The sequence below is a fragment of the Marinomonas sp. CT5 genome (genome assembly GCF_018336975.1).
Classification (GTDB): Bacteria; Pseudomonadota; Gammaproteobacteria; order Pseudomonadales; family Marinomonadaceae; genus Marinomonas.
This window is the reverse complement of sequence record NZ_CP025572.1, coordinates 2,848,605-2,861,362: the sequence shown is the minus strand read 5'-3', so window position 1 is coordinate 2,861,362 and position 12,758 is coordinate 2,848,605. Positions and strand designations below refer to the sequence as shown.

Below are 12,758 nucleotides of genomic sequence, written 5' to 3'. Positions count from 1 at the left end.
AATGCGTATTCGTTTGATTGCTGTTGGTAATAAAATGCCAAAGTGGGTGACTGAAGGATATGATGAGTACTCTAAACGTTTGCCAAAAGACTTTGCGTTAGAACTTGTTGAAATATCTATGTCACCTCGTGGAAAAAATACTGATATTTCAAAAGCAATTCGTAAAGAGGGGGACTTGATGCTTGAAGCAATTCCCTCCGGTGATAAAGTAATTGCAATGGAAGTACTCGGAAAAGAATGGTCTACCGAGCAGTTGGCTGAACAAACCGAGTCTTGGCGCATGGATGGTTATAATGTGAGCTTGCTTGTTGGAGGGCCTGATGGACTAGATCCTCGCTGTACAGCTCGTGCAGACCAAGTTTGGTCTTTATCCCGTTTAACGTTACCACACCCAATGGTGAGAATTATTTTGGCAGAGCAAATTTATCGTGCTTGGACTTTAATGAATAATCATCCATACCATAGATAAGGTGGGGTTGGTGAGTCGTCGACATCAAAACTTCCGTAATTATCGCCAAGAGCAGCGATTGACCCAGCGCCGTATTATGGCAGCTGCTGTTTTTGTGTTGCTCTTGGTTATTGTGTTAATGGCCCGTCTTTTTTACCTTCAAGTCTTAGAACATGAGTTGTATCAAACTAAGGCTAATGATAATCGCGTCATGTTGGTGACGGAGCCGCCGCCAAGAGGTTTGATTTACGACCGTAATGGGGTGGTATTAGCTGACAATCGTCCAATTCATAGTTTGACTGTTATTCCAGAACGCGTGGAAAACTTTCCCAAATTAAAGAAAATGCTATCTGGCATTATCGATATCAGTGATAGTGAATGGGAAGATTTTGACGATAGGCTTAAAGAATATCGTCGGCCCTATCAATCTCTTACGTTGAAATCGCAGCTGACCGATGAAGAATGGGCTAAAATTTCTGTCGATTTATATAAATTGGATGGGGTTCAAGTTGAGGCACAGTTAACACGTTATTACCCTTACGGTGAGGCGTTCGCCCATGCAATTGGCTATGTAGGCCGGATTACCTCAAAAGATTTGGAGCGCGTTGATAAGTTGGCTTATCAGGGCGCTTTGTTTATCGGTAAAACTGGCCTTGAAGGTTATTATGAAAGAACATTATTTGGCGAGGCAGGCCTCAGTAAAGTGGAGGTTAATGCTCGTGGTCGGATAATGTCTGAGTTGGAAAGGCAGAACCCTACGCCAGGTAAGGATCTTCATTTATATCTTGATGCGCGGCTTCAGCAGTATGCTTATGACTTATTGGGTGATTACACTGGCTCTGTTGTCGCTATTGACCCAACCACTGGTGGAATACTTGCTTTGGTGTCAAAACCGGGGTTTGACCCTAATTTGTTTGTTAGGGGGATTTCTGTCAAAGATTATGCCGCACTACGCAAGTCTAAAAAACTTCCTTTGTTTAATCGCGCGCTTCGCGGGGGCTACCCTCCAGCATCAACCATTAAACCTTTTATGGGGCTTGCTGGCCTTGAATATGGCTTTTCATCTTGGACCGAACGTTATTTTGCGAAAGGTTACTATCAAATTAACCCAGATGGCCGTCGTTATCGGGATTGGAAAAGAACGGGGCATGGCTGGATTAATTTAGAGCGATCCATTATTGAATCGGTAGATACCTATTATTATCAATTAGCCAATAAAATGGGGATTACCCCAATTCATAGTTTTTTGTCGCGCTTTGGTTTTGGGCAAAGTAATTTGCTGGATTTAGACGGTGAGAGTAGCGGTCTACTGCCGTCGAATGAATGGAAAAAAGCCAAATATAAAGAGCCATGGTATCCCGGTGACTCAGTCAATGTCGGAATTGGGCAGGGGTTTATGGTAGCAACGCCGGTTCAAATCGCGTCTGCTACGTCTGCATTAGCGAGTAAAGGTCATTATTATTACCCCCGTATGGCTAAAACTATTGGAGAAAAGCCTGCAGAGTTTCCAAATGGGCAGGGTGGAGAGCACGATATTATCTTAAAAGATCAGAGAAACTGGGATCGCATGATAGATGCAATGCGCAAGGTTGTTACTGACTCTCATGGAACTGCAAGGCGATTGCAAGGGACTGAATATGATATCGCGGGTAAAACTGGAACAGGTCAGGTGTTTAGTTTGCAAGAAGATGAAGAATATGACTCTGATAAGTTAGAGAAGCGTCTTCATGACCATGCCTTGTTTATTGGTTTTGCTCCAGCAAAAAATCCGAAGATTTCAGTTTTTGCTATTTTTGAAAACGGTGGTAGTAGTTCTAAGCCTGCAGATTTAACTAAAGCACTATTTGATGCATATCTTTATGACAACTACCCAGCTCGTTACGATTATTTAAAGGGTAAAAAGAATGACTGATAGTCTATATCGTAGAGTAGTATCTTTTACCAATGCTCGTTTATGGCAGTTAGTTCACATCGATGTTTTGTTGATTGGTTCTTTATTGTTACTGATTTGTGGGGGGCTTTTTATTTTGTACTCCGCTTCTGGTCAAAATGTGGCGATGGTTGAGCGCCAAGTCTTTCGGCTAGTGATCGGTCTATTAATTTGTTTGACACTCGCTCAGCTTCCCCCGAAATATATGCGACGAGCTTCTCCGGCTTTGTTTGCTTTTATTACCGTGTTACTTATTGGTGTTTTGTTATTTGGAGTAGGAGCAAAGGGCGCTCAGCGTTGGTTGGCTTTACCTGGTGGGTTACGTTTTCAGCCTTCTGAAATTATGAAAATTGTTATGCCAATGATGATTGCTTGGTATTTTTCAGATAGGCAGTTACCTCCCAATTTTAAGCAAATATTAGCTGTGCTTAGTTTGATTGTATTACCGGTACTTTTAATTGCTAAGCAACCGGATTTGGGTACCTCTTTATTGGTTGCAGTATCTGGTATTTTTGTTCTGTTTTTGGCTGGGTTAGGTTGGCGCTACATTTTGAGTGCTGCGGCTCTAGCGCCGATTGCTGGTTATACATTATGGCAATTTATGCATGACTATCAACGGCAACGGGTTCTTACGTTTTTAAATCCAGAAAGTGATCCTTTAGGCTCTGGCTGGAATATCATTCAGTCTAAAACGGCCATTGGTTCGGGAGGGGTTTATGGAAAAGGCTTCCTAGAAGGGACGCAAGCCCAGTTGGATTTCTTACCTGAGAGTCATACCGATTTTATCATTGCTGTGCTTGCTGAAGAATTTGGTATGTTGGGTTGTGGCATATTGATTTTTGCGTATTTGCTTGTTATTTCTCGTGGTTTATACATTGCTGCGCATGCTGAAGATAATTACGCTCGGTTGCTGGCAGGTAGTCTAACTCTAACTTTTTTTGTCTACATGTTTGTAAATATTGGAATGGTATCAGGCATTCTGCCTGTTGTTGGGGTACCCTTACCTCTCGTCAGTTATGGTGGTACGTCAATCATTACCATTATGGCGACATTTGGGATTTTAATGTCAATTCAAACTCATAAAAGAGCAAGATGATGATTAAGCAAGCTGTATTTTTATTTTTAGCGCTTGGCCTAACTGCGTGTAGTGGTATAGAAAATACTAAATTGCCTGAAAACTCAGGTGTTAGCGAGTCTCTTTTGGAAAATATGCCTAAAGAGTGGGAAGACTCTTATGCCGGAAATCCTGAAGTTCAGGCGTTTATTCGTCGACTTGTTAAAGAACATGGTTATAACAAGCAACGTTTGGAATTGGCTTTTTCTCACATTAAAGTACGACCTAAAGTGATTGAAAAATCGGATAACCAGCCAGAAGTGATTACTCCTTATTATCAATATAAAACTAGGTTTGTTACTGAGGATAGGATCAGGTTGGGTCGTCAGTTCGCAAAGAAAAATGCTGACTGGTTGCTTAAGGCGAAAGAAGAGTTTGGTGTTGAGCCGAATGTTATCGTGGCTGTCATTGGCGTTGAAACTTATTATGGCCGTATTACCGGCTCAAAAGATGTTTTTACTTCTTTAACTACATTGGCTTTTGATTATCCTCGCCGGAAAGACTTCTTTCAGAGTGAATTGGAGGCTTATTTACTATTAGCTCGTAAAGAAGGATGGGATATTGGGGAAACAAAGGGATCATACAGTGGTGCCATGGGAATGGTGCAGTTTATGCCAAGTAACTATCAGAAACTGGCTGTAGATTATGATCAAAATGGTCATATAGATTTGTGGAAATCTGATGCCGATGCTATTGGTAGTGTGGCTAATTATTTAAGATATCATGGTTGGCAAGAAGGTCAGCCATGGTTTGTTATGGCGTATGTGGCAGATCCAGATAAAGTCGCCGACGAAATTAATTTTGGGCGAGAGCCAAGGTTGGATATGACGACATGGTCATCGCTGAATGTGTTGCCTACTCAGACTTTTAGCCTAGATAAAACGGGTTTGATAGCCCTTCGTACAGGGGCAGAAGAGACATCTTATTGGCTGGCTTATAATAATTTCTTTACGATTATGGATTATAACCCAAGTAGACGATACGCCATGTCGGTATTGGAACTTGCTGAGAGAATAGGAAACTATGAAGGCAATTAATATGCTGTTCATTGCTGGTGTTAGTTTGCTAGCGTTGAATGGGTGTATGAGTACGCGTCATGTACTAGGTAAAGATGATGTGGATTATGATAAAGCATCAGGTGGTGGACGTTATTCTATTTTGCAAGACCATGCACCGACTGGTGATATTAAGGTGGACCACTTACCTGATTTAGTTCCTAAGTGGGAACCTAAAAGTCGTGGTGGTAATAAAAGTCCCTATGAAGTATGGGGAAAAAAGTATTGGGTGATGGATTCAGCAAAAGGGTATGTAGCAGAGGGAACTGCCTCTTGGTATGGGAAAAAGTTTCATGGTCATAAAACCTCAAATGGGGAAACATATGATATGTATAGCTTTTCGGCGGCACATAAATCTTTGCCATTACCTACGTATTTGAAGGTAACCAATCTTGATAATCAACGTTCTGTTATTGTTAGAGTGAATGATCGAGGCCCTTTTCATGGTGATCGTTTGATCGATCTTTCTTATGCGGCGGCAGCTAGATTGGATTACCATAAAAAAGGCTTAGCTAGAGTTAGAATTGAGGCAATTACACCATCTCGTGGTGAGCTTTATAGCCCTACAAAATCAATCGAAAAAGAACCAATAAATACTCCTGAAGCCCTTCCGGCTAAGGCTCCCATCGCCCCATCTATAACCGCCAAAAATGATACGCCTGAACTTATTTTTTCCCATTTGCAGATGGGAGCATTTAGTTCTGAAGAATCCGCAGATAAATTAAAAAAACGGCTTTTTGAAGCCTTTGATACCAGTATTAAAGTCGTGATTAATAAACAAGGTGATGGCTTGTATAAGGTGCTTGTTGGTCCTTTTGAGGATCCGGCTGAGCTAACAGAATGGCAAGGAAAATTACAGCAGGAAGGGTTTGGTAATCCTGTTAGGGTTGCTTTGGTGCCTTAAGTGCACTTTCTTTGGGCTAGAGATTCGTAGATCGCTCTAGTATCATTTATCAACATTTTTTAAGAAGACGATTTTTTTGAGTATGAAAAAACTCCTAGTTACTTTATCCCTCGTATTTTGTTTCGTCAGTAACTCAGTGTTTGCTGGTCCTTCATTAATTCCTACGCCACCGCAGTTATCTGCAAGTAGCTATATATTAATGGATGCTTATACAGGAGACATATTGGTTGAGCATAATGCGGATAAGTCCTTGCCGCCAGCGAGTTTAACCAAGTTAATGACGGCTTATATCATTGAGTATGAATTGGCTCGTGGTAATTTGTCATTAGATGATATGGTGAATGTAAGTGAAAAAGCATGGCGAATGGAAGGTTCGCGCATGTTTATTCGCGAAGGTACGCAAGTTAAGTTAGAAGACTTAATGCGTGGAATTATCATCCAATCAGGTAATGATGCGAGTGTTGCGGCGGCTGAGTATATTGCAGGGAGTGAATCTGCTTTTGCTGACTTGATGAACCAGCATGCTCAATTACTTGGAATGACGAATTCGCATTTTGTGAATGCAACAGGTTTTCCTGCTGAAGGGCATTATTCCAGCGCGCATGACATCGCGAAGTTAGCTCGGGCTACTATTTTGCAATTCCCTGAAAACTATAGTATGTATTCCGAAAAAGACTTCACCTATAACAATATTCGACAACCTAACCGTAATAAATTATTGTGGCGCGATAAAACTGTGGACGGGATGAAAACGGGCCATACTGAGGCGGCAGGTTTCTGTTTAGCTGCTTCGGCTGTGCGTAATGGAACACGTTTGATTACGGTGGTAATGGGGACCAAATCGGATACGGCGCGCGCTGTTGAGTCTCAGAAATTATTGGATTACGGTTTTAGATACTATGAGACCCGTAAACTATACAGCCGTGGACAAGTTGTGAATAACGCTCGTGTTTGGGGCGGTAGCCAAGCGAACGTGAAGGTAGGCTTTGCTGAAGATGTGTTGGTGACTATGCCTCGTCAACAGGGTCAATCTATTCCTGCTACGCTTGATATGCATAAAGAAATTACAGCACCAATTGCGGTGGGTGATGTATTAGGGAAGATCGTTGTGGGTACTGAAGGTAATATTTTACTAGAACGCCCAGTTGTCGCACTAGAAGCCGTTGAAGAAGGTGGTTTCTTTAAGCGAATGTTTGATAAAATTAAGCTCTTTTTTATGAACTTGTTTTAACTCCTAATAGTGAGTGGTAGATAAATTGGCACTAATTACGAAAAACGGTGATCAAGCAGAGAACGCTGTCGATGCACCAAAAATAGAGTTTCCCTGTGAAAACTACGTTATTAAAGTAGTTTCACTTGATGTGGATGGTATTCATGCTGAGATAACTGAACGATTGTTAGTTCATGCTCCTGAAATGAATGCCTCAGCAGAAAATATTAACCGTTCTAGTAAAGGCCGTTTTGTGAGCTTTAGTTTTCGTATTGTGGCTCAAAGTGAAGATCAGTTATCAGCTTTGCATAATGATTTAATGTCTATTGAAGCTGTTAAGATGGTCATGTAATGGACCTTGATTTAATTTGCCGCGATTTGGGTGTCATCGACTATGCTGAAACATGGGAGCGGATGAAGCAATTTACTCAGACTCGTTCAAAAGACGATGCTGATGAAATTTGGCTATTAGAGCATCCCTCTCTGTTTACGCAAGGCCAAGCAGGAAAAGAAGAGCATCTTCTGGCCCCTGGAGATATTCCTGTTATACAGGTCGACCGTGGTGGTCAGGTCACGTATCATGGGCCAGGGCAATTAGTTGCTTATGTAATGGTCGATTTAAAACGCTTAGGAATAGGTGTTCGTGATTTGGTTAGTGTGTTAGAAAATTCTGTGGTTGGCGTGCTTGCGTCAAATTCAATAGAAGCCTATCCAAAACCTGATGCTCCTGGCGTTTACGTGAATGAACAAAAAATTGCGTCACTGGGATTACGTGTACGTAGAGGTTGTTCATTTCATGGCCTTGCCTTAAATGTTGATATGGATCTCACCCCATTTAATCGTATTAATCCATGTGGCTATCAAGGCTTACAAATGATTGATATGAAACGTCTGAATAAAGACGTTATTTTATCCAATGTAAAAGTTGAGCTGGCGAATCAGCTGGCTGAACAACTCGGATACAAGTATCCGGCTATCCAACAAGGGTGGAAATAGAATGACAGCAGAACGCAAACGCGTTGTTCAAGGGGAAAAATTACGAGGTGCCGATAAAATGGCACGTATCCCCGTTAAGATTGTTCCTACTGAAGAGATTCCGCGTAAGCCTGATTGGCTTCGCGTTCGTATGCCGGCCTCACCGGAAATCGCTCGAATTAAATCCACTTTGCGTGAACACAAACTCGCTTCAGTGTGTGAAGAGGCTAACTGCCCGAATCTTGGAGAGTGTTTCAGTAATGGTACAGCTACATTCATGATTATGGGTGAAATCTGTACTCGTCGTTGTCCTTTTTGTGACGTAGCACATGGCCGTCCTAATCCATTAAGTGCCGATGAGCCAAAAGAATTGGCGGCGGCTATTCGTGATATGAAATTGAAGTACGTGGTTATTACTTCTGTGGATCGTGATGATCTTCGTGATGGTGGTGCCCAACACTTCGTTGATTGTATCAGAGAGACACGTGAAGCAAGTCCGAATATAGAAATCGAAACTTTGGTTCCTGATTTCCGTGGTCGTATGGAGGTGGCTATTGATACCCTTTCTATCGCACCACCTGATGTGTTTAATCATAACCTAGAGTCTATCCCTCGCTTATACCGTCAGGTAAGACCTGGTTCTGATTATCAGTGGTCATTGGATCTTTTGAAAAACTTTAAAGATCGTTGTCCTGATGTGCCAACTAAATCAGGTTTGATGGTTGGTATGGGCGAAACATTCGAAGAAATTGTTGAAGTGCTCAAAGATTTGCGTGCTCATAACGTTGATATGTTGACGATTGGTCAATATCTACAACCTTCTAAGCACCATTTCCCAATGGCGCGTTTTGTACCGCCAGAAGAGTTTGCGCGTTATGAAGAAGTGGCAAAAGAATTAGGCTTTAAACATGCGGCGTGTGGACCTTTGGTTCGCTCGTCTTATCATGCCGATAAGCAAGCGCATGGCGAACACGTGTCTTAATTTGTTCGAACGTTAGAATAAAGCGGAGTTAAGATGTTTCTTAGCCCCGCTTTTTTTATTTTAGCTAAACCTATAAGTTAGTTTGTATTTTCTTATGACATGCTGTTATGGAAAATGGTTTAGTTTGCAGTTATTTAGATTTTTGGAGCGGATATGAAGCCTTGGTCAATTAAAGATTCTATGGAGCTTTATAATGTAAGTCATTGGAGTAGTGGCTTTTTTTCAATCAACGATAAGGGGCGCGTCATTGCTTTACCTGATAGGGAAAATAGCATTGACTTGACGGAGTTGTCTTTGGCACTTAAGCAACAGGGGATTCCGTATCCTTGTCTTGTGCGCTTTCCAAATATTCTGCATTCCCGGATAGAGAAAATCACCAACTCTTTTCAGCAAGCTTTAGAGTATTATTCTTACCAAGCAAATTATGCGATTGTTTATCCTATCAAGGTAAACCAGCAACGTCGTGTCGTAGAAGAAATTGCGGCATGCCAACCAAATAATGCTGCTACTGTTGGTTTAGAGGCGGGGAGTAAACCTGAACTTATGGCGGTTTTGGCCATGCATAAAAATGCGGATGGCATTATTGTCTGCAATGGCTATAAGGATCGTGAGTTTATTCATCTCGCGTTAATGGCTGAAAAAATGGGCCATCAAGTATTCATTGTGGTTGAAAAAATGCATGAGCTTGATTGGATCTTAGAGGAAGCGCAAAAAATAGGCGTGCAACCTCGTATTGGTATTCGTATTCGATTGGCATCAACTTGTACTACTCACTGGGGGAACAGTGGAGGAGAAAAATCTAAATTTGGTTTAACCACGTCACAGTTGTTACGTGCCGTTGATCGTTTACGTGAATTAGGGTTGTTGCATTGCCTTGAACTCATTCATTTTCATCTAGGTTCACAAATTACTCGAATCAGAGATATTCAAAACAGCTTGAAAGAGTGTGCTCGTTATTACGCTGAATTGCATCAAATGGATGTGAAGATAAAGTGGGTGGATGTCGGTGGTGGCTTAGGAGTCGATTATGAAGGTACTCGTAGTCAAAATGATTTCTCTGCCAATTATAGTATTGGTGAATACGCTAATAACGTTGTATTTGCTTTCCATAATGTGTGTGAGCAGTATGAACTACCGCATCCAAACTTGATTTCTGAGTCTGGCCGGGCTGTGACGGCTCATCATGCCATGATGATTGCGGATGTGTTTTCCCATGGCGCCGAGCATTTGCCAATTGAGGAGCCCGCTGAAGATTGTGAGTTGGAGTTGAAACGCCTTTGGACATCTTTTCAAAGTTTAAAACAAGGTAACGACGAAGAAAGCCGTTCTTTGGTTGAAATCTATCATGATTTACTTGATGACTTTAATGATAGTCTTGCTTTGTATAATCATGGACAGCTGAACCTTTCTCAGAGAGCGCAAGCTGAAAACCTTTTTATATCGGCGTGTCGTAATTTATTGCCTCGCTTAGATAATCGTAATCGCAGCCATCGTTCAGTGATTGATGAGTTAAACGAGCGTTTATCTGAGAAGTTATTTGTTAATTTATCTGTGTTCCAATCCATGCCTGATGCTTGGGGGATTGATCAGTTATTTCCTGTATTGCCGTTACAAGGATTAGATCAAGCGCCTTCGTTTAGAGGAAAAATCCAAGATGTTACCTGTGACTCCGATGGTTGTTTGTACAGCTATGTAGATGGTCAAGGGATTGAGTCTTCTTTGCCGTTACCGCCACCACCACCGAAAGGTGAAGATTATTTGATGGGGTTCTTTTTGGTTGGGGCTTATCAGGAAACATTAGGAGATTTACACAATTTATTTGGTGATACTTGTTCCGTGGATGTGTATTTAACTGATGAAGGTTTTAGAATTGACCATGTCTTAAAAGGTGACAGTGTTCAGGATGTGCTTAAATATGTCAGTTATAGTGATCATGAGCTAATGAGACGTTATGAAAATCGAGTCGCATTGAGCTCTTTAAGTCAACAAGAACAAGAAGCGTTACTAGCAACATATAAAAAAGTACTTGAGGGTACAACGTATTTAACTCAAGTTTGAAGAGAATACTCGTGCTGGCTTTTTGCCCAGTGAGTCTTTATCAAAAAAAATGCCCGCATAGTGCGGGCATAAAGCTGTCCATATCCCTATTGATAAAAAGGGAAGAATATCGATAGGGAAGATCTATTTGCACATGTTGTTTTACTGCCTATCAAAGGGCTTTAGAAGTAGTGCAATGCGTATTTCTGATAGTAATGGAAAACGGCTGGTTTTCTATTACGCTACTCTTTTTCGATATAAGAGTATCGACGCTTAGATCTGTCCAAAACATTACTTTGGCCTGAGGTTTTAAGTGTAGGTGAGAGTCCATCTTAATGCTCGTAACCAAAGCTTAAATCCCATTATTTTATTTTAGAGAAGCAATGAATCTATTTAGTTCCCCAAAGGAAGCATCTTATTTTGGTGTTCTGTTGTCCAGTAAGCTTATTTTGAGTGATTTAACTTACCGAATTATGACAGAGAAAATGCTTGAGTTAGCAAGAGATCAAGCGGGTTATCTTGGCGCGGAGTATGGTTCTGGTGAGATGGATTTATTATTGACCTATTGGGATTCTAAAGAAACAGCGGAGTCATGGTTAAGTCATGATATACAACGAAAAGTATTGTCTATTGGTGAAAACTGCTGGTATGAAGAGTATTCGCTAAAGTTATTTGAAGTGATCAATAATATGTCATTTAAGCGTACCGACAAAAAATTGCATGCTTCACGTTTCCCTCGGATAGAAACCGAAAGGGGGGTGCTGAAAGTATTAGATGAAGGTCAAGCGCCTCTTTTATACGATTATATTAATCAAGAAAAAGACTTTCTTGCGCCGTGGGAGCCATTAAGGAGCGATGGTTATTATTCCCTTGAAACTTGCGAATTACGTATTCGTGAGATGCGGCGTGATTTTTTAGAGGATAAGGGCATTGTACTTTGCTTTTTGTCACCTCAGGAGGACAAGATGCTGGCCTATACAAATTTTTCTAATATTATTCGTGGGGTGTTTCAAGCTTGTAACTTGGGCTACAGTTTACGGCAAAGCGAGCAGGGGAAAGGCATAATGCACGAAGCTCTAAGTGCTGGTATTGAGTATCTGCATAAAGAGCAACATATTGATCGTATACAAGCCAGCTATATGCCAAGAAATGCCAGAAGTGCAGCTGTTTTGAAGAAGCTGGATTTTCAAAAAGAAGGGGTGGCTCGAGATTATTTGAAAATAAATGGGCAGTGGGAGGATCATATTTTAACCGCGTTAGTTTTGCGGTAAATATCATTCGTTATGGTGCTCGTTAAGTTTTTTTGCTGAGCAGTAATACTCTGCCACTATCCGGTTGAGCTGTTGTAACCGATAAGACGGTGGTGCTTTCAGAGCTTGGATTAAAAATTGCTCTTGGCTCTTTTTTCTTAAAGACTTTTCCATATGGTGGAAAAGGCTGTAGTGATTTTTTTTCGTTATACACTAGCGCTGTGCCACTTAGCGGCAAAAAATATTGAGAAGACTGCTTTTGATAATAGAGAGTTTCTTTAAATTGCGGTGGATACAACTCTAAAATGACCTGGCCTGACGGCCCTTGCCAAAGAGGCCACGTTTTTATCTGGCGTCTGCCTACGGTCGATTCAACGGTTCCGGAAGAGACTTTCTTAAATAGCTCACTTTTATCAATATGATCGGTCGCATTAAGTCGTATTAAACAAAACTCTACGGCGGGTGTTAGCAAGGTAATAGTGTTAACACTATGAGCTGCTAACCATATTCCTTGATGTTGTTTTAATGCCGTTTCTTCTTCTCCTTTTTCAGGTGTGATTTGTTGTAAATATATATCTCCCTTGATGAGAAAAAGAAATGTGTTTGTATTGTGATGATAAAAGCGGGTTGGTGTGTCGTTTTGGAAAAGGTGTTCATGTGCAACAAAAAGGTCATCATGATGATGGATGATGAGACGTTTACTGAATTCACCAAGACTGTAATTTATCATGTTGGGGGTATTTTGATCGGTTGAGCGCACAACAAGTACCTTTTTATATATCCAATGTATTGGAACACGAGAATTCAGAGCTTTCCATGATAATCTTAGGTCAGGTGTTGCAGTCCGTTATGA

General features: G+C 41.2%; 12 protein-coding genes. 11 read left to right on the top strand and 1 reads right to left on the bottom strand.

Going from position 1 to position 12,758, the window contains the following annotated elements; all coding sequences use genetic code 11:
• Window position 1 precedes the first annotated feature (1 nt).
• The 11 genes from rlmH to C0J08_RS13465 all read left to right on the top strand — a co-directional run bounded on the left by rlmH (window position 2) and on the right by C0J08_RS13465 (window position 11,926).
• On the top strand, window positions 2-469 hold the full coding sequence (gene rlmH / locus C0J08_RS13515; RefSeq protein ID WP_212652463.1) for a 23S rRNA (pseudouridine(1915)-N(3))-methyltransferase RlmH: 468 nt from the start codon (window positions 2-4) through the stop codon (window positions 467-469).
• A gap of 10 nt (window positions 470-479) precedes the next feature.
• Window positions 480-2,360 carry a penicillin-binding protein 2 gene (gene mrdA / locus C0J08_RS13510; protein WP_212652462.1) on the top strand — a complete coding sequence of 627 codons (1,881 nt, stop codon included), beginning with the start codon at window positions 480-482 and terminating at the stop codon, window positions 2,358-2,360.
• Window positions 2,353-3,474 (top strand): rod shape-determining protein RodA, encoded by a 1,122-nt coding sequence (gene rodA, locus C0J08_RS13505; RefSeq protein ID WP_212652461.1) that lies wholly within the window; start codon window positions 2,353-2,355, stop codon window positions 3,472-3,474. The genes mrdA and rodA overlap by 8 nt, the downstream gene beginning before the upstream one ends.
• A complete protein-coding gene (gene mltB / locus C0J08_RS13500; RefSeq protein WP_249344292.1) occupies window positions 3,471-4,529 on the top strand; it encodes a lytic murein transglycosylase B in 1,059 nt (352 codons plus the stop codon). The genes rodA and mltB overlap by 4 nt, the downstream gene beginning before the upstream one ends.
• Window positions 4,516-5,451 carry a septal ring lytic transglycosylase RlpA family protein gene (locus C0J08_RS13495; RefSeq protein WP_212652460.1) on the top strand — a complete coding sequence of 312 codons (936 nt, stop codon included), beginning with the start codon at window positions 4,516-4,518 and terminating at the stop codon, window positions 5,449-5,451. Before mltB ends, C0J08_RS13495 begins: the two co-directional genes overlap by 14 nt.
• Window positions 5,452-5,533: 82 nt before the next feature.
• On the top strand, window positions 5,534-6,682 hold the full coding sequence (locus tag C0J08_RS13490) for a D-alanyl-D-alanine carboxypeptidase family protein (protein WP_212652459.1): 1,149 nt from the start codon (window positions 5,534-5,536) through the stop codon (window positions 6,680-6,682).
• A gap of 25 nt (window positions 6,683-6,707) precedes the next feature.
• On the top strand, window positions 6,708-7,013 hold the full coding sequence (locus C0J08_RS13485; protein ID WP_212652458.1) for a YbeD family protein: 306 nt from the start codon (window positions 6,708-6,710) through the stop codon (window positions 7,011-7,013).
• On the top strand, window positions 7,013-7,657 hold the full coding sequence (gene lipB, locus C0J08_RS13480; RefSeq protein WP_212652457.1) for a lipoyl(octanoyl) transferase LipB: 645 nt from the start codon (window positions 7,013-7,015) through the stop codon (window positions 7,655-7,657). Before C0J08_RS13485 ends, lipB begins: the two co-directional genes overlap by 1 nt.
• Window position 7,658: 1 nt before the next feature.
• Window positions 7,659-8,618, top strand: a complete 960-nt coding sequence (gene lipA, locus C0J08_RS13475; RefSeq protein WP_212652456.1) for a lipoyl synthase — start codon at window positions 7,659-7,661, stop codon at window positions 8,616-8,618.
• Window positions 8,619-8,771: 153 nt separating this feature from the next.
• Window positions 8,772-10,676, top strand: coding sequence for a biosynthetic arginine decarboxylase (speA, locus tag C0J08_RS13470; protein ID WP_212652455.1), 1,905 nt, complete (start codon window positions 8,772-8,774; stop codon window positions 10,674-10,676).
• 464 nt (window positions 10,677-11,140) lie between these two features.
• Window positions 11,141-11,926, top strand: coding sequence for a GNAT family N-acetyltransferase (locus C0J08_RS13465; RefSeq protein ID WP_249344290.1), 786 nt, complete (start codon window positions 11,141-11,143; stop codon window positions 11,924-11,926).
• 22 nt (window positions 11,927-11,948) lie between these two features.
• On the opposite strand, the gene C0J08_RS13460 is transcribed toward C0J08_RS13465, so the two are convergent.
• Complete coding sequence (locus tag C0J08_RS13460; protein ID WP_212652453.1) at window positions 11,949-12,665, bottom strand: hypothetical protein; 717 nt, start codon at window positions 12,663-12,665, stop codon at window positions 11,949-11,951.
• Between the last annotated feature and the right edge of the window lie 93 nt (window positions 12,666-12,758).